The organism is Snuella sedimenti, assembly GCF_016428595.1.
GTDB classification, from domain to species: Bacteria; Bacteroidota; Bacteroidia; order Flavobacteriales; family Flavobacteriaceae; genus Snuella; species Snuella sedimenti.
In genome coordinates, this window is record NZ_JAELVQ010000032.1 from 1 (window position 1) to 21867 (window position 21867).

Annotated in this window: 2 protein-coding genes; both read right to left on the minus strand. The window is 35.0% G+C overall.

Features of this window, described 5'->3' with window-relative positions:
• The coding region (locus JF259_RS16135) for a non-ribosomal peptide synthetase (protein WP_199116741.1) at positions 1–6144 on the minus strand (6144 nt) is incomplete at its 3' end.
• Positions 6134–21844 (minus strand): non-ribosomal peptide synthetase, encoded by a 15711-nt coding sequence (locus tag JF259_RS16140; RefSeq protein WP_199116742.1) that lies wholly within the window; start codon positions 21842–21844, stop codon positions 6134–6136. The genes JF259_RS16140 and JF259_RS16135, both read right to left, overlap by 11 nt.
• Between the last annotated feature and the right edge of the window lie 23 nt (positions 21845–21867).

A 21867-nucleotide genomic window follows, 5' to 3' on the forward strand; every position in this document is an offset into this window, starting at 1 on the left:
AACCGATTGTTTGATACCCTCTATTTGATCTAAAGCTGCCGTAATTTCACCTAGTTCTATCCGATAGCCTCGGATCTTTACCTGATCGTCCTTTCTGCCCAAGTACTCTAACTCTCCATCCGGAAGCCATCTTGCCAAATCTCCTGTCCTATAGATCCGCTCCCCTTCAATAAATGGATTCGAAACAAACTTCTCTTTAGTCAGCTCCTCTTGGTTTAGATAACCTCGAGCAACTTGAACCCCTCCAATACATAATTCCCCAATTACACCTTGTGGTAATAATTCTCCTTTTGAACCTAGAACATATAATCTTGTATTCGATACAGGTTTACCTATCAAAATACGTGATAAATCTTCATCTAATGGAACTTCCCAACTACTGACTTCAATAGCTGCCTCTGTCGGACCATATAAATTATCTATGCGAACTCCTTTAAACTTATCCTTAAATGAAGCTACTTGATCCAATGTTAATACTTCCCCGCTACACAAAACCCGTCGTAAGCTTATACAATCTCCTAAATCTATTGTTTCCAAGAAAACATCCAACATAGAAGGCACAAAATGGATTGTTGTAATAGCTTCTCTCTCTATTAATTCCTTTATATAATAGGGGTCTTTATGTCCACCTGGTTTGGCAAAAACTAATATTGAACCGCAAGTAATAGACCATAACAATTCCCAGACCGAAACATCAAAACTAGATGTTGTCTTTTGAAGAATAATGTCATCATCCTTTAAACCATAATGTGATTGTGTCCACAATAAACGATTAACAATACCGCTATGTTGGTTCATTACTCCTTTTGGTCTTCCTGTACTACCCGATGTATAGATGACATACGCCAAATTATCTGGCGATAATACGCTGCTCAATTTCTTTGTCGGATATTTTGACACAACACCCCATGAGCTATCTAAGAGCAAAATAGTGATATCCTCACGCCCTTTTAGAACGTCAGCACTCGACTCCATACCCAATATTAAATCTATAGCTCCATCATCAAGCATATAATCAATTCGCTCTCTTGGATAATCCGGATCTATAGGGACATAAGCGCCCCCTGATTTTAAAATCCCCAAAATACCTATGATCATCTCCAGGCTACGGTCTAAACAAATTCCTACTAAATCATCTGGCCGCACTCCACAATCCCTTAAATATCTTGCCAACTGATTGGACCTTTCATCTAATTCCGCATAGCTTAATTCTTCGCCTTCATAAACTACCGCTGTAGACCCCGGTGTCTTTTTTGCCTGAACCTCAAACAAGTCTACTAACGTCTTATCCATTGGATAATCAACAGTTGTATTATTGAAAGTCTCTAACAATCTTATTTTTTCCTCTTCAAAAAGAATCGCACGGTTACTAATCTCCCCTTCTGCATTTTCTAAATAGTTAGTTAAGAAATTATGCAGATATTCCAAAACATCATTTAGACTATGACCAGATTTTAGTTTTTTGGCTTGACTTGCGAAAACTTTCAATTCATTCCCCGTCAAACTCATCGTAATGTCTAAAAAAGTATTTGTTCTTTCGAAACCTTTAATATCTAATATCGGAGTTTCCTTTTCACTAGTATATGCAACATAGTCTTTATTTCCCATCAAATTATCAATGATATGAAAGTCAACATAGTTAAAGATAATGTCAAAAAACGGATTGTTTTGAGAGCTTTCGTTGTGGAGTTTTGAGATTTCCAAAAAGGAAAAACGATCTTTCCCTTTTAATTCCTTCAAACCTGTTTCAACTTGCCGTATGTACGCTAACCAAGAATCACTTCCAATGGTTACCATATTGCGGCGGAACGGAACTGTGTTTAAAAAACAACCTAATAGTTTATCTCCATCTTCAGCAATTGGTCTTCTGTGTGAAACAACTCCTATCGTAATATCTTTTTCTAATGAGAATAAACTCAATGTGTATATATAACCCGCAAATAATAAACTTTTTAGTGAAATATGATCTTCTTTACATTTTGCAATTAATGCTTCAAGAAATTCATCTGTATATACTTTGCTTGTCTGATAGTCATAACGCTCTTCTGTTAAAATATCAAGTCGTTTGTAATCTTGAAGTGTATTTTTCCAGTAGGCAATGTTTTCTTCATTACGAGCTTCCATGATATCAGAAATTACACTTTCTTTAATGCCAATAGCTAATGGCGTTGGCTTGTAATTTGGAATTTCTTTTAATAAGAAGTAGGTTTCCATGAGTTCTGAACGGAAACTTTTGTCCGACCAGCCATCCATCATTGCGTGATGAAACTGAAATACAAACATAGAATCAGAAGTTCCAATATCGAATAAATCTACACGCCAAAGAGGTGCTTTTGTTACATCAAACATGTTTTCTTCACGTTCTTTACGTAAAAACTCGTTGACGTATACTTCCTGTTCTTCCCTATTTTTATCGAGCAAATTGTGTTGACCAACATTGATGAAAACATCCTTATGAATAATTTGAACTGGTTTTACATATTCATATAAATGGAAAGATGTTCGCAAGATTTCATGCTTTGATACCAACAAATTCAATGCTTTTTCCATGAGTGTGATGTCCACTTTTCCAATTTGTGACACCATTTGATCATGGTAGATCCCAATGTCGCCATCGTCTAACATTTTTTCACTGGTCAACACCATTCCAACTTGTATGTCACTCATTGGATAGATGTTCTCTATCGCTTCCTGGTTGGGATGGCTGTTCCTAACAGATAATGCCGTTGCTTCTATCTCTTGTTCTATCGCTAAATAAACTGAAGTATAGTCTTCCACATTTGTGTTTCCAATCAGTTGTACTAAGTTTTCTATCGTGGGTGATTGATAGAAACTTGCAATAGCTACATTGGTATCGTATTTTTTGTTGATCACACTGATCAATCGGATAATTTTTATCGAATCTCCTCCTAATTCAAAGAAGTTGTCGTGAATCCCTATTTGTTCGATCTCTAGCTGCTCTTGCCAAATGTTTGCCAGCTCTTGTTCTAGTTCTGTTGTTGGAGCTACATATGTCGTTGTTTGATAGTCTGAACCTGTTGGTGCTGGTAATGCCTTCCTGTCTACCTTTCCATTGATTGTTAGTGGGAAGGCTTCCATTTGTATATATAATTTAGGTACCATATATTCAGGAAGCTTGGCTTTTAGTTGTTCTTCAATTGATTTGCCTTCTACTTCCGCTTCTGAAACAACGTAGGCTACCAATTGTTTACTGCCTTTATCTTCTCTAACAGTAACTAATGACTGTTTGATGTCTTCTATTTGATCTAAAGCTGCTGTGATCTCTCCTAATTCTATCCGATATCCTCGAATCTTTACTTGATCATCTTTTCTCCCTATATATGCTATGTTTCCATCTGGTAGCCATTTTGCAATGTCCCCTGTCTTATAAACACGTTCGCCTTCTTTAAATGGACTGGCGATGAATTTCTCTTTTGTGAGTACCTCTCTGTTTATATATCCTTCTGAAACTTGTATACCTCCAATGAGTAATTCGCCTGGAACATTTATTGGACTTAGTTCCATGTCATTTCCTACAATGTAGATATTTGTGTTGGCTACCGGCTTTCCAATTGGAATCGCAACTTCATAATCTTCATGGGTTAAATCGATAGCTGTCACATCAATGGCGGCTTCTGTTGGCCCATAATAGTTACGAATTCCTATATTCTGGAATTTCGCCTTGAAGTCCTTTACCATTTGAACCGGCAATGCTTCCCCACTACATACAATGTTTTGAAGTGAACTACATTGCTCTGCTTCCGTAGCATCTATAAATACTCCTAACATCGATGGTACAAAGTGTATCAAGTTCACTTGATGTTTCTTGATTGTTTCTTGCAGATAAATCGGATCTTTATGCCCTTCTGGTTTAGCAATCACAAGTGTACATCCACTAATTAATGGCATCAACAATTCCCATACAGAAACATCAAACACGTAGGGCGTTTTTTGAATTAGAACACTTCCATAGGTAATGTGTACATCGTCCTTCATCCAAAATAACCTGTTGAGCAATCCTGAATGTGCATTCTTTACCCCTTTTGGAAGTCCTGTTGTTCCTGATGTATAAATTGCATATGCTAATTGAGCTGGAACAACCTTTACCTCAACAGCTTTTGTAGATAGTTGTAACGTTTCCAATTGATCAAGACAACAAACCTCTTTTCTTGAATTTGAAAATACTTCTGATAGTGAGGAATCTGTCAATATAACTTCTGCATTGATATCATTTACAATAAATTCAATACGTTCTAAAGGATTATTTGTATCGATTGGAACATATGCGCCGCCAGCTTTTAAAATCCCTAAAATTCCAATGTGCATTTCTAAAGAACGCTCTATAAAGATTGGCACAAAACTATTGGTCGTAACCCCTTTGGACACCAAATAATGGGCTACCTGGTTCGACCTCTCATCTAGCTCTTTGTAGGTTAATGATCTATCTTCAAAAACCAGCGCGGTCCATTGTGGCCGTATTGAAACTTGCCTCGAAAATAATGAAACAACTGTTTCATTCGTTGGATATGCTAACCCTGTCGAATTAAACTCTTCAAGCAACTGCTCTTTTTCTGTTTCCAACAACATTGGCAACGACCCAATAGCAATTTCAGGATACTTCACAATAGATTTTAACAGTTGCTCAAAATGTCCCGCGATACGCGCAATCGTCTCTTCTTTAAATAAGGCCGTACGATATTCAATATGAATAGCAATCCCTTCGCTGTGTTCTTTCGCACTAAACATTAGATCAAATTGAGAGGTTGTATGCTCGGTGATGACAGTTTCTACCGTACTTTCACCCAAGACCATCTCATCTACATCTTCAGTATTTTGAAGGATAAACATGGTTTGAAATAATGGCGAGCGACTTTGATCGCGTTCTACCGATAAATGATTTACAATACGCTCAAAAGGCACATCTTGATGCGTATAAGCAGATAAACAAGTTTGCTTTACTTGTTGCAAAAGTGCACCAAAATTGTCTTCGACAGAAAGTAGACTACGCAGTACAATGGTATTAATGAAAAACCCTACTAATTTCGCAATTTCTTCTTGCTCTCTGTTGGCAATTGGTGTTCCTACACTAATGTCTGTTTGTTGCGTGTACTTGTAAAGTAAGATTTTATATGCGCTTAGCAAAGTCATGAATAAGGTTGCGCCATGCTCCTTAGCAATCGTGTTCAGTTCTTGTGCAATTTCTTTGTTGATGTAGAATCGATACAAAGCACCTTTCATCAATTTTTCTGATGACCGCACATAATCTGTGGGCAATTCTAAGACTGGTGTATTTTGCAATTTTTCCTCCCAATAGGCAAGCTTTCCTTCTAAGACCTTTCCTGATAGATAATTACGTTGCCAAATACTATAATCTGCATATTGGATTGGAAGTGGTGGTAATTGAGGGGTAGTTCTATTGCAAAGACTTTGATAGTACGTTTCCAATTCGGAAATCACAATTGGCAACGACCAACCATCAGCTGCAATGTGATGCAATACGATGATGAGTATATGACTTTTATCATTTTCCTTGACCATGGTTGCGCGCAACATATAATCGTTGGAAAGATCGAAAGCTTTGGAAATTGTACGATCGATAATCTCATTAATGCTCGTATTTTTAAATACTTTCGGAATGTATGTGAGTTGAAAACCGTCACTTTGTTTGATGAATTGGTATCCGCTACCATCTTCATCTCGGAAGACAGTTCGTAACGATTCATGTCGATCGATGAGTGCTTTAAATGCTTTATTGAGTAACGCTACTTCTATTTTCCCTTGAATACGCATCGCACCATGTATGTGGTATGCAAGACTTCCTTGTAATTTGTCTATAAACCAAAGACGTTCCTGTGCATACGAAAGCGGAATTTTGGTAGTATTATTTTTATCATATGGTTTGATTTCGTTTTTGACATATGTCGTTAGCGTTTCTTGGTATTGTCCCGCTTCACTTTGAAGAAATTGTAAAATATGCTCTTTTTCTTCCTTTAATTTCTTAAAGAAATCTTCTGTCACTTCAATACCTTCTTTTACTTTTAATCGGACATGATTATCTTCAAGGAATACTGTGATCCCTTGTTCTTTTGCTTCCAAAAGTAAGTCTAAAATATCTGAGTTCTTTTTCGTAACATTATAAGTCATATACTTTTAAGTTTTGATTATCTTCCTTTTCCAGTTGCACTAGTTTTATATATTTTGTTAAGTCTGCAATGTTATCAATATCAAATAATACACGCAGTGGAATGTTGATTTCGAATTCTTTTTGAATTTCAGAAACTAATTTTATGACATCAATAGAGTTACCACCAATGCCAAAAAAACTGTCGTTTACACCAATTTTTTGCATTTTTAATACTTTTTTCCATATATCCGCCAATTGTATTTCCATCTCATTTCTAGGCGCTATAAACGGTATAACACTCTGTACGGTAGTTTCTCTTTGCAGTAGATTCTTCTTATCAATTTTTCCATTGGAAGTCACTGGAAATTCACTCAACTCAATTAATATTGACGGTACCATGTACGATGGCAACTTGGCTCGTAAGTATGCCAATACTGTCATTTTTTGGTAGTTTTCAGCTGGAATTATAAATGCAAGTAATCGGGCAATACCCGAATCATCTTTTTGTGCGAGCGTTACACCTTTTTTTATATGTTCTGATTTGTTAAGAATTGTATTTATCTCTCCCAACTCTATGCGGTAACCTCTAATCTTTACCTGATCGTCTTTTCTACCCAGGTATTCTAATTCACCATCTGTGTTGATCTTTACCAAATCCCCACTTCTATAGTATCTCCTTGATTCGTTGCCTATCTCTAAGGTTACAAATCGTTCTTTGGTAAGATCTTCCCTGTTTAAATATCCTCGTGCCAATCCTGCTCCTGTAACATATAGCTCTCCCTGTACACCCGTTGGCACTAATTTCTGTGAATCGTCTAAAATCACACACCCCAATGTTGGAATTGGAACTCCAATGTTACTTTGATTGGATGCGATTTCTTTCTCCGTGATTTCCTTGTAAGTGACATGCACGGTGGTTTCTGTAATTCCATACATATTGACCATCTTACAAGCTGTATATCTTTCCTTCCAATCTTTTACAATTTGTGGATGCAAGGCTTCCCCTCCAAAAATCACATAACGAACCTGTAAGTCTGGATTGTTTTGTAATACTCGTTCCTGTAATACACTAAATGATGACGGTGTTTGATTTAAGATCGTAACGCCTTCATTGGCCAATAAGCTTCCAAAAAGTTCTGGATCTTTGGTATAGGATTTTGGAACTACAACCAGTTTTCCCCCAAATAATAAAGCGCCATACATCTCCCATACAGAAAAATCAAAGTTGTAAGAATGAAACATACTCCAAACATCATTTTCATTAAAGTCAAATAATGAATTGTCATTATAGAATAATCGTGTTACATTTTCATGTGTAATCAATACGCCTTTTGGTGTTCCGGTCGTTCCAGATGTATAGATAACATAGAGCAATTGATCACTCTTTAACGTGTTTTCAGTTTTTACCGTTGGGTAGGTTTCTAAGGTTTCTGCAATCGTGTCCAACTCAACTACTCCTATACTTTCTGAGAAGAATTCCGCGAAAGCGTGCTCCGTCACGACTATTTCAGCTTTGAGATCATTTAAAATGAAATCAACTCGTTCTTGTGGATAATCAGGATCAATTGGAACATAGACACCGCCAGCTTTTACAATTCCCAACATGCCGACAATCATGTGCAATGATCGGTCAACACAAATTGGGACAAAGGTTTCGTCTTTTACTCCTTTCTCCCGTAAATAATGTGCTAACTGATTCGACCTTTCATCAAGCTCTTTGTAAGTAAGTTTTTGGTCTTCATACACAGCTGCTACAGCTTTTGAGCTTTTTTGCACCTGAAACTCAAATAGACTTAATATCGTTTCATCTTGAGAATAATCTACAGCAGTGTTATTATATAAGTCTAACAACTCTGCATGCTCTTCTGTTGTTAAATATTGTAAATCACCAACATATTCTACTCCACTTACAAAGCTTTCCAATAACGTTTGTAAGTGGGTTTTAACGCGTACAACATCCTTTTGAATTAATATAGAAGCGTTGTAATCTATTTTGAAGTTAAGCGTATTGGCTACTACTGATTCAATGATGATCGGATAATTCGCTTTTTCCTTCACATCCATAGAAATGGTTCCTAAGGTTGTGTCTTGATTTCCCGATCTGTCCACTGGGTAGTTTTCAAATACGAATAAACTATCAAAAAACTCATTTTGTATTCCACTCCATTTTTTTATATCACTTAAAGGGCTGTGTTGGTATTCTCTGGATTCCGTATGTCCTTTTTGAATTTGTTTTAAAAAATCTTGAATTAACTGGTTGTCATCAATTGTTACCTGTAATGGAATTGTATTAATGTATAATCCAACACGTTTTTCTACGTTCTTAAAATCTGAAGGACGACCAGAAACCGCTACTCCATATACAACTGATTCCTTTGCTGTGTATTTTGACAACAAATATGCCCAAGCGCCTTGTATTAAAGTATTTGTCGTTATACGATGTGCTTTACAATAGTCTTTTAGTCTAATTGTAATTTCAGTATTAAAAGACAGGTAATCACTTTTGAAATTGCCAATTCCTTTATTTCGATCTACTTCTTTACTTATGAATGGTAGTAATGAACCTTCTTTTATATTATGTAAGTAATCTTTCCAATATGACTCTTCTTCCCTTTTGTCTTTTGAGCGTAAGTATTGAATATACTCTTGATATAGATCTTCTTCTTTATCTTCTAGAATGTATCCTTTATTAAAACTTTCATAAGTTTCTAACAGGTCATTCATAAGAATTGACATAGACCAACCATCTAAAATGATATGATGATATGTCCAAACCATTTTATAACTCTTGTCTGGCAAATGCAATAATGTGATCCGCATTAAAGGAGGCCTATTGAAGTTGAATTTTGTTTTTTGATCTTCTTCAATGAACTTAGCTACAGTTAATACTGTTTCTTCTTCAGAAAGTTTTGTATAATCAACCATTTTGATTGGCATGACAACCCTATTGTATACAGTCTGTATTGGAGTACTTATGTTTTGATAGAAGAATCCACTTCGAAGTATACTATAGCTTTTTAGGACATTATTGAATACTTTTTCAAGGGCTTCAAGATTCAAACTTTCTGGAAACCCTATAACGATTTGATTGATATATGAAAAAGAATCATCATCGTATAAACCATGGAATAACATTCCCTCTTGCATCGGACTTAGTTCATACACATCTGTTATTGTATTTGCATTTTCTCTAGCATTTATAAAGAGGGAATCGAGTTCTTGGTAACTTATTTTCCCTTGTAATTCGTAATCAGAAGGAGTTTTTATTGTTGAGGTTTCTTCAACACAGTGTGCAATAATTGTTTCCAAAGCATCTAAATATGCCTTTCCAATAGCTTCTATTGTTTCTGTATTGTATGTTTTCTTTGAATATTCAAAAGAGAGTTGCAACGTATCATTAGCTATAAAACTATTGACAGCCAAACGTGTTTTTAGTGGGGTATTTTTGTGCACATTTTCGCCTGGAAATTCGCTAGCAACACTTAACCATTTGTTTGTGACCAATGCATTATCCAATTGTCCTAAATAATTGAACTCTATATCCCAGGATATATTTTCTAGTGTTTTTTGCAATGCTTCATCTTCACTGAAATAACGTAATATTCCATAACCGATTCCTTTTTCGGGAACTTGTCTAATTTGTTCTTTTGTTGATTTTATAAGCTCGCTAATAGAATTTACCTCAGAACTGTTCAATATTAAAGGGTATATATTTGTAAACCAACCTACTGTATTACTAACATCAATATATTCAAATATGTCTTCGCGACCGTGCCCTTCAACACCTATAGAAATTTTATTTACTGAGAAATACTTAGTGATGCTACTCACCAAAGCACCTAATAATATATCGTTCATTTCCGTACTGTATGTTCTATGAACATCTTTTATTAAGGCCTGTGTTGCGTTTTTGTTTAGTGAAATATGAAAGCTTTCTAAATCCTTCATTGTCGAAACCTCATCTTCATGATCAACGGGTAATGATGTAAAATTGTTTGCAATAGTTTCCCAATAAAACTTTTGAGCTCCAAAACGATTACTTTTTGAATAATTAATGAGTGCTTCACTGAACTGGCGATATGAACTTCCTTTTTCCCCTAGCTGAACAGGTTTGTTATCAGCAATTTGCTGTAATGCGTCATTTATATCGTCCAAAATAATTCGCCAAGAAACGCCATCAATTATTAGATGATGGGCCACAATGAAGAGCCTGTTTTTTGTTGTTGAATTTGGTGTTTCAATAAACACAAATTTGACAACTTCTGCCGTTTCAAATATAAAACTACTCTGATAACGTTCACAAATTTCTGTAATTTTCTCTGAAAGTTCTTCTTGTGCAGCATTCGTAAGGTCTTCATATTGTAATGTCGATATATTTTTTGTGTACTGTTGTATCCAAATAGCGTTTGATTTTTTAAATGCTAATCTAAATGCATCATGACGTTTCATTAGCATCTCTACAACAACTTCTATCTTTTCACTTGAAATTACTTTTTCAATACTTAATAATAATGATTGATTGTAATGTTTCATTTCTGGATATTCATTTTCTAGAAATAGTTTTTGAATTGGAAGCATTGACACGTCTCCTTCTAAAACTCCTTGCTCTGTACTATTCTTTTCATCAGTTTTTCTTAGGGTATAATTAGCAATATTTCGGATAGTTTGATGTTCAAAAACATCTTTTGGTGTAAATACGTAACCTTTGCGTTTGACCCTACTGACCAACTGAATAGTGATAATTGAATCACCTCCTAGGCTGAAAAAGTTATCATGGATTCCGACTTGTTCAACACCTAAAAGTTGTTGCCAAATTTCAACCAACATTTTTTCCACTTCGTTGGTTGGCTTCTCGTATTTTTCTTTTGAATATACTCCTTCATCCAGTTCTGGTAATGCCTTTCTGTCAACCTTTCCATTAGCATTCAAAGGAAAGGCTTCCAATTGCATATAAAATTTAGGAACCATATATTCAGGAAGTTTTGATTTTAGATGTCCTTCAATTGATTTACCATCTACTTTCTCTTCTGAAACAACATATGCCACCAAAAGTTTATTTCCTCCTACGTCCTCTTTGGCTAAAACAACTGATTGTTTGATACCCTCTATTTGATCTAAAGCTGCCGTAATTTCCCCTAGTTCTATCCGATAGCCTCGGATCTTTACCTGATCGTCTTTCCTGCCCAAATATTCTAACTCTCCATCCGGAAGCCATCTTGCCAAATCTCCTGTCTTATAGATCCGCTCCCCTTCAATAAATGGATTCGAAACAAACTTCTCTTTAGTCAGCTCCTCTTGGTTTAAATATCCTCGAGCAACTTGAACCCCTCCAATACATAATTCGCCAATTATCCCTTGAGGCAATAAAGACAACTGTTCGTCTAAAACATACAGTTGTGTATTGGGTACTGGTTTGCCTATTGGAATACTTGTTTGATCCTCTGTCAAGTTTTCTGTACTGAAATACGAACTGTAGATCGTAGCTTCTGTGGGGCCGTATATGTTTTCTAGTTTCGCATCAAAACCCAATTCATGATAGTCTCTTACCAATGAAACTGGCAAAGCTTCTCCTGCTAAGAAAAAGTATTTTAAACTTGATAGCGCTTCTTTATCGGTCTCTTGTAATTCTTCCAACAAGACAGAAAATAAAGAAGGAACTAAGTTTAGATGTGTAATTTTATACTTCTGAATACTTTCAATAATACATTTCACTTCTTTTTCAGCATTCCTTGGTAATATCACTAAACTTCCGCCACATTTAACCCAACCAAAGATTTCGTGAACTGATACGTCAAAGGCATAATTCGTTTTGAGTCCGAATCTCGTACTAGCTGAAAAACTATACAACTCAGAAAAACCGTTTAAGAAATTATTCAAAGATTTATGTTCAATCATCACTCCTTTAGGAACACCTGTCGTTCCAGAGGTGTAAATAACGTACGCTAATTGATTAGCATCTACAATTACGTCAAGAGGTTCTTCAGAAAGTTCTAATCCCTTTGAAAAATCATCTAAAAAAACTGTTAATAATTCTAATTTAAAATGGGTAAATAGTTCTGCAAATGATCTTGTGGAAAGTATAATCTTTGCAGAAATATCTTCTAACATAAAACCTATACGATCTTTAGGATATTTTGGATCAATTGGCACATAAGCTCCTCCTGATTTTAAAACCCCCAAAATCCCTACAATCATATTCAATGACCGATCTAAACATATAGGAACAAGGGTTTCTTTTTCAACTCCAATCTCTATTAAATAATGTCCTAATTGATTCGATAAATCATCTAATTCTTTATACGTCAATTGACTATCACCAAAAACAATCGCTATTGATTCTGGTGATTTTAAAACCTGTTCTTTAAAATAATCCAGAACCGTCTTATCCGCAGGATAATTAACGGTTGTGTTATTGAAAGTTTCTAATAATTGATATCGCCCTTCTTGGGGTAAGTAGTTTAATTCACTGATTTTTGTCGCACCATTTAAAAAACTCTTTAATAATTCTTCTAAATGATCTTGAATCATCCTTATCTTTTCATCTGAAATGACTCCTTCGTTATATCCAAACCTAATTGTTATTCCTTCGGATGAAGGGATAATAATTAACGAAAGTGTATAATTTGTACTTTCAATTCCTTTTGCATTTTCGATCATGAATTTAGCACTGGATTCTCCTGACGATATTTCTTCAGCTGGATAGTTTTCAAAAACCAACAAACTATCAAATAAAGTCCCTTTTATACTACTTTGTGACTCTATACTACTCAATGGTAAATAGCCATATTCTTCTCTGCCTGTTGTATGACCATCTTGTAGAGCTTGTAACCAATCTACAACTTTAAGATCATTGCTAATTGTGCTACACACCGGGATCGTGTTGATGTACAATCCGACTTTTTTTTCTACGTTTTTAATACCTGAATCTCTTCCTGATATTATAGCTCCAAAAACTACATCCTCTTGACCTGTATATTTTGATAGCAAATATGACCAAACTCCTTGTATTAAAGTATTGACCGTTATACGGTGTTTCTCTGTAAATGACTGTATAGCTCCCCGAAAAACAAATTCCTTCTCCTTATTACCAAAGACCCTGTTTCGTTTAGATACATCGCTTATAAATGGAAGATATGTTGGTGAAGTAATCGATGATAGATAATCTCTCCAGTATACTAATCCTTCATCTTTATTCTTTGAAGAGATTTGACGAATGTGTGTACCGTAATTATCTAATGGTAAATCTGGAAATACCCCTTCGGTTTCAAATTTATTATAACATAACATAAAGCTATGTATCAAATTTGATAATGACCATCCATCCCATAATATATGATGATTAGTGAAGACCATACGTGTACGTCCATCCCCTATATTTATTAACGTAACCCTAAACAATGAAGCTTGTTCTAATATAAAACCCAAGACCCGATCCTTTTCTAAAAACTCTTCCATTGAAGCTAATAATTCTTCTCTTGAAAGTGTACTATAATCAATCTCTGTTATTGGGACTTTCACCTGATTATATACACATTGTACAGGAAGATCTAATCCCTCCACAAAAATAGCAGTACGTAATATGGTATGTCTTTCCATAAGATATGCCCAACTTTTCCGAAATATCTCTTTTGAAAATCTTCCTACTAAGTCACATTGGAACTGTACAATATAGGCTCCGGTATCCTCACCCCCATATAAACTATGAAACAATAAACCTTCTTGTAATGGACTTAGTGGATAAATATCTACTAATTCCCCCTGGGGATTCAACACTGATTTAAAATCTAATAAATTTTTATTTGTTACACTTAATGGTAAACTATAGTCACTAACTGTTGTTATTTTATAATCAATGTCACGGCAATGCGCTATAATATCTTCTAAAGACCTAATGTACTTATTTGCCAGAGCTTCTATAGTTTGTCGATTGTAGCGCTTACTATCATAACTCCAGTCCAATTGTAAACACCCATCTACAATCATACTGTTGATAGACATTTTGTGTGAATATGTATTCCCAACACTTATTGTTTTTCCTGATGATTCTCTAGCAAAACCTATCAGACTATCCACTTCTTTTGAAACACTGTTGTCAAAACTTCCCAGATAGTTAAAAACAATTTCCTGATAGTCCATATCTAATGCTTCTTGAACTTCTTCTTTTCCTAAATAACGAAGTACACTATATCCGATTCCTTTGTTAGGAACGCCTCTAAGCATATCCTTAACATCTGCAATAAGTAAACCTAACTCTTCTTTTCCTTTGACATCTAAACACACGGGGTAAATCGTAGTAAACCAGCCCAAGGTTCTAGTAAGGTCTATTCCTTCAAAAAGCTCTTCTCGTCCATGTCCCTCTAAACCTATGACCACTTTCTCTGTATCCAACCAACCTTCTAATGCTATTGATAAAGCACTTAACAAAATATCATTGATCTCTGTACCATAAATACCATGAATATCCTTCATTAAAGCTTCTGTGGATAGTGTATCTAGTTTTACGCTATAATTGTTTACCCCTTCAAAAGAAATGGACTGACCGTAATCCTTATCTACTGGTAACGGAACATAATTTGACAAGACCCTCTTCCAATATTTATACTCCCCTTCCAATGCTAACGACCCTGCATAATCTTTTAATGACATCGTCCATTGTCGATATGACGTCCCTTTCTCTGGTAGACTTGCCTCCTTGCCTTCTTGGAAATCTTCAATAATATTGGTCAAATCTTCTAACAAAATTCGCCACGAAACCCCATCTATCGCCAAATGATGAACCCCTATAAACAGTCGGTTTTCTTTTTCTTCCTCGGAAGTCTTAATCCATACAAAGCGTGTCACATCTCCTCTTAAAATATCTAAATCAACTTGGTACTTGTTACAAATAGGGGTAACCTCTTCTAATGATTTTACATTCTCTACAATAAGCTCTTGTTCATAAGCACCATAACGCTGTACTGGATACATAGTTCCTTCATCATAAGCATATTGTAAGCGTAATACATCATGATGCGCTAATAGCTTTGATATAGCTATTCCTAATATTTCTTCTGTAATTGATTTTGAAACGTTAAGCAATACAGATTGATTGTAATGATTATAAGCCGTGTAATTGGCATCAAAAAATTGCCTTTGAATTGGGTGCAACACTACTTCTCCCTCTAATACACCTGACTCCTTAATGATTTCATTTGCTTCTCTTAGGTGCAACGAAATCTCCGAAATTGTTTGATGACTAAATATATCCTTTACTTGATAGTGAATACCTAATGACTTACTTCGACTTACAAGCTGAATCGCCTTGATGGAATCTCCTCCCAATTCAAAGAAATTGTCTGTGACTCCTATACGATCTATATCTAACAGATCTTGCCAAACAGCTACTAATTGTGCCTCTATATCGTTCGACGGACCTACATAAACCCCTGTCTGATAAGTACTATCATCTATCGCCGGCAATGCTCTTTTATCTATCTTTCCATTAGAGGTCAGCGGAAAGGACTCCATTTGCATATACAACCTAGGTACCATATAATCAGGCAGCTTGGATGCCAGCTCTTTCTGAAGGAACTGATTATCAACCCCTGACTCGGCAATAACATATGCCACCAATTGCTTGTTCCCTGAACCATCCTCCTTCACTATAACTACAGACTGCTTTACAATCTCTAATTCATCCAATGCTGACTCTATCTCTCCTAATTCAATACGGTAACCCCTAATCTTTACCTGATTATCTTTTCTTCCTATAAAATCAATTTCTCCATTAGGCAACCATCTTACTAAATCTCCTGTTTTATATATTTTTTTATTGTCTTTAAATGGATGAGGTATAAACTTTTCTCTTGTTAATTCAGGCTGATTTAAATAGCCTCTCGCTAGACCTTGTCCAGAAATACATAATTCACCAACAACACCTATAGGACACAACTCATTATTTTCCCCTATTACATAAACCTCTGTGTTACTGAATGGCGTTCCAAGACTTATTTTTTGTAGAGGATTATATAAATCAATCTTTTTGATCAACTTACCAACAGTCGTTTCTGTTGGACCATAATGATTATAAACATCTCCTGAATATTTTTTTTCTTTTAAGAAAAGAAGCATTTCTTCCTTTAACTCTTCTCCTCCAAATATTAAGCACTTTTTAGGCAGAAATGTAAACTTTTCAGATTGTAATGAGTACCAATATGAAGGAACAATTTTTATACAATCAAAATGTAAATTAGACATTTTTTCTGCATTAACAATTGTTTCTTTTGCTAGCACATGTAAAGTTCCCCCATCAAATAATGGTGGAAAGATAATAGAAACCACAGCATCTGCTGAAATGGTAGCAGTTAAAGCAAAACTTTTACATTTTTTAATATTAGTACGGTTATAAAGACCATAAATATGATCTAATACACTATGATGCTCTATTAATACTCCTTTTGGATTTCCAGTTGTTCCTGAAGTATATATTACATAAGCTAAATCTGAAGGAGAAATAGCTACTTCTAGTTTTGATAATGGATATAATCTTTCTTCTAGTTCATCTATATAAAGGAGATGGTATTTATTATTACCAGAGAAAGTAATGTTTGAAGACTTACTTGTTACTATAATATCTGCTTCGATATCTTTTAGAATAAACGCAATTCGTTCTGCTGGAAAAATAGGATCTATAGGAACATAAGCACCTCCTGATTTTAGAATTCCTAGTAAACCAATAATTGTTTCCAATGAAGGTTCCATACAAATTGGCACGAGCTTTTCTTTTGTAATATCATGAGAGGCGAGACAATGTGCTACTTGATTCGATTTTTCGTCTAATTCCTTATATGTTAATTTTGTCCCTTCAAAAACTAATGCAATTGATTCCGGTGTGTTTTGAACCTGTGTCTCAAATAAATCAATAATATTTTTTCCTTCTTCATAACTTACTTTTGATACTCCAAAATTTTGCAATAAGTCCGCCTTTTCCTCGTCAGTAAGTATTTCTAATGTATCTATCGACTGATCTATATCATTCAATACACTACTAATTAACTGATTGAAATGCACGGCCATTCGTCCAATTGTTTCCTCTTTGAATAATGCCTTTGCATACGTTATAGAACAGGCTATTCCATTATCCATTTCAACAGCATTAAAAGTCATATCAAACTTAGGTGTCGTAAACTCTTGTACTAACACTTCTAGTTTGTTTTCTCCTAAACTCATCCCTGTTACTTCTTCATTGTTTTGTAATGCAAATAAGGTTTGGAATAACGGAGTACGACTTTGGTCTCTTTCTATTTCTAAATTATCCACAATACGCTCAAAAGGAATATCTTGATGTGCATATGCATCTAAACAGGTTTCTTTTACTTGTTTTAATAGTGATAAAAAAGACACATCACTCTTTAATTCGTCACGAAGAACCAGCGTATTTACAAAAAAACCAATAAGCCCCGCTATTTCCATTTGTTCTCTGTTGGCTATCGGTGTTCCAACACTTATATCCAAACTACCTGTATAACGATATAATAGTACTTTATAAACACTCAATAAAGTCATAAATAACGTTGCATTATTCTCTTTTGATAATTCTTGTAATTTTTGCTGTGATGAGCCATCAATCATAAACTCAAATATTCCACCTTCTGTAGATTGAATCGCTGGGCGTACATAATCGATAGGTAGTTCTAACGGCTTCGATTCTTCTAATTTATCTTTCCAATACATCATTTTACTTTTCAGGACTTCTCCTGAAAGATATCCCCGTTGCCAAATACTGTAATCCGCATATTGAATTGGTAATTCTGCTAAAGGAGATTCTTCTCCTTTAAGTAAACTTTCATAATACGCCTCTAATTCATTTACGAAAATTGGAATGGACCAACCATCTGAAGCAATATGATGCATTACAAAAATTATAACATGACTAGAATCTCCTTCTTTTAATACATTAACTCGCAACATATAATCATTGGCAAGATCAAATACTTTTCTAGTCTCTTGTTCAATAAAACTCGGAACATCAGTCGGCAATTCTGGAATATAGCTAACTTCAAAGCCATCACTATCTTTAATATACTGATAGCCTATCCCATTTTCTTCTCTAAAAACGGTTCGCAAAGACTCATGCCGGGTAACCAAAGAGCGCATCGCTCTTGAAAATAATTCGGCGTCCAATGATCCTTCTATTCGCAATGCTGCCGGAATATGATAAGCTACACTACCTTGAAGTTGGTCTATAAACCATAATCGCTCCTGTGCATAGGATAATGGTATTCGATCCGGACGCTCCATTGCCATAATCGGCGGCACTAAGGAAGAACTAGCATGGGAAACAATTCTCCCTAACTCTTTTATTGTAGAGTTTGCAAATACATCTCTAATGCTTATTGATACATCTAATTGTGATTTTATGATAGAAACTAGACGAATTCCTAATAATGAATGACCTCCCAATTCAAAGAAATTATCTGTAACTCCTATACGGTCTAAATCTAGCAGATCTTGCCAAATAGCTACTAATTGTGCCTCTATATTGTTCGACGGACCAACATAACCCCCAGTTTGATAAGTACTATCATCAATCGCCGGCAATGCTCTTTTATCAATTTTCCCAATGGAGGTCAGCGGAAAGGATTCCACTTGCATATACAACCTCGGCACCATATAATCAGGTAGCTTGGCTGCCAGCTCTTTATGAAGCAAATTATTATCAACCCCTGACTCTGCAATAACATATGCCACCAATTGCTTGTTCCCTGAACCATCCTCCTTCACTATAACTACAGACTGCTTTACAAGCTCTAATCCATCCAACGCCGACTCTATCTCTCCCAACTCTATGCGGTAACCTCTAATCTTTACCTGATCGTCTTTTCTACCCAGGTATTCTAATTCACCATCTGTGTTGATCTTTACCAAATCCCCACTTCTATAGTATTTCCTTGATTCGTTGCCAATTTCTAAGGTTACAAATCGTTCTTTGGTAAGATCTTCCCTGTTTAAATATCCTCGTGCCAATCCTGCTCCTGTAACATATAGCTCGCCCTGTACACCCGTTGGCACTAATTTCTGTGAATCGTCCAAAATCACACACCCCAATGTTGGAATTGGAACTCCAATGTTACTTTGATTGGATGCGATCTCTTTCTCCGTGATTTCCTTGTAAGTGACATGCACGGTGGTTTCTGTAATTCCATACATATTGACCATCTTACAAGCTGTATATCTTTCCTTCCAATCTTTTACAATTTGTGGATGCAAGGCTTCCCCTCCAAAAATCACATAACGAACCTGTAAGTCTAGATTGTTTTGTAATACTCGTTCCTGTAATACACTAAATGATGACGGTGTTTGATTTAAGATCGTAACGCCTTCATTGGCCAATAAGCTTCCAAAAAGTTCTGGATCTTTGGTATAGGATTTTGGAACTACAACCAGTTTTCCCCCAAATAATAAAGCGCCATACATCTCCCATACAGAAAAATCAAAGTTGTAAGAATGAAACATACTCCAAACATCATTTTCATTAAAGTCAAATAATGAAGTGTCATTATAGAATAATCGTGTTACGTTTTCATGTGTAATCAATACGCCTTTTGGTGTTCCGGTCGTTCCAGATGTATAGATAACATAGAGCAATTGATCACTCTTTAACGTGTTTTCAGTTTTTACCGTTGGGTAGGTTTCTAAGGTTTCTGCAATCGTGTCCAACTCAACTACTTCTATACTTTCTGAGAAGAATTCCGCGAAAGCGTGCTCCGTCACGACTATTTCAGCTTTGAGATCATTTAAAATGAAATCAACTCGTTCTTGTGGATAATCAGGATCAATTGGAACATAAACACCGCCAGCTTTTACAATTCCCAACATGCCGACAATCATGTGCAATGATCGGTCAACACAAATTGGGACAAAGGTTTCGTCTTTTACTCCTTTCTCCCGTAAATAATGTGCTAACTGATTCGACCTTTCATCAAGCTCTTTGTAAGTAAGTTTTTGGCCTTCATACACAGCTGCTACAGCTTTTGAGCTTTTTTGCACCTGAAACTCAAATAGACTTAATATCGTTTCATCTTGAGAATAATCTACAGCAGTGTTATTATATAAGTCTAACAACTCTGCATGCTCTTCTGTTGTTAAATATTGTAAATCACCAACATATTCTACTCCACTTACAAAGCTTTCCAATAACGTTTGTAAGTGGGTTTTGATCTTAGCAATCATTTCACTATCAATATTGGCATCGTTATATCCTATTTTGATTGTGATACCTTTTTGAGATGGTAAAATCACTAAAGATAAGGTATAGTTTGTACTTTCAATACTTTTTATATTTTCTAAATTAAATTCTAAAATTGATTCTGATGTTATTTCTTCTACTGGATAGTTTTCAAAAACAACTACAGTGTCAAACAATGATTTATTTAACCCACTTTGTGACTCAATACTACTTATTGAAAGATAACTATACTCTTCACGTGCTACTGTATGTTCATTTTGAAGTTCCTGTAACCAATCTGTAATTTTTGTATCATCTTTTATAGTACTACATACAGGAATCGTATTGATATATAATCCTACTTTATCTTCAATTCCTTTTATATATGAATCTCTTCCCGAAACCGTTACTCCAAAAACAACCGTTTCTTGTACTATATATTTGGATAATAAAACCGACCATACTCCTTGTAATAAAGTGTTTACCGTAACTCTATTTTGTTCTGTATATGTATAAAGTTTTTTATTTAAGTCTTCAGGCAATATAAATTTATAATCTAAGTTTCCAAATATTTTGTTTCGCTTAGCAACATTATTTAAGAATGGAAAGTATGTTGGAGATGTAACTTTCGATAAATAGTTTTTCCAATATGATAACCCAATGCTTTCGCTATTATCAGAGATTTTACGAATGTGAGCTCCATAGTCGTCTAATATAATCTCTGGTAATGTTCCTCCTCTTTCAAGCTGCGTATAACACGTCATGAAATTTTTAATAAGACTCGAAAATGACCATCCATCCCACAGAATGTGATGATTTGTAAACACCATTTTAGTTAGATTTTGTTTTATTTTTAATAGAGTGATACGGAATAATGGTGCTTGTTCTAGTGAAAACCCTGTAGCCCTATCGTTTTCCAAAAACACATCAACCTTTTTGTCCCTATATGTTTCTGAAAGTACACTATAATCAATTTCTATAAGAGGTACCTTTATACAATCATATACACATTGCACGGGAAGTTCCAGAGATTGTGTAAAAATTGCCGTTCGCAAAATGGTATGTTTCTTTATTAAGTATTCCCATGCTTTTTCAAATGATGCCTTTGAAAATTCACCAACAATATCGCACTGTAATTGAACAATATATGCAGTCGTATTATCCTCATAAAGACTATGAAATAATAAGCCTTGTTGTAATGGCCCCAAAGAATATATGTCTACTATTTTGTGTTGATGTATTTGTGAAGTTATAAATTCTTTAAGCCTTTTATTAGAAATTGTTTCTGGTAGACCATAATCACTCGCAGTCTTTATTTTGTTTTGCGATTGATTTTTTTGGCTACTTAAGATTGATATTAGCTGTTTTTTGTTAGATTTTATTGTCGCTAAAATATGTTCTGATAGTTCATTTCCTTTTTTTCGTTTGATTCCTAATTGATTTTCTTTTACAAATAATGTGATACCATTACTTTCAAGAAATTCAATGATTTCATAAATATTTTTAGTCCTCATATGGTACAGTTTTTAATGAATTA

Excerpts from the sequence above, each read along its gene's own strand:
- JF259_RS16140 (WP_199116742.1), bottom strand. The coding sequence starts at position 21,844 with ATGAGGACTAAAAATATTTATGAAATCATTGAATTTCTTGAAAGTAAT.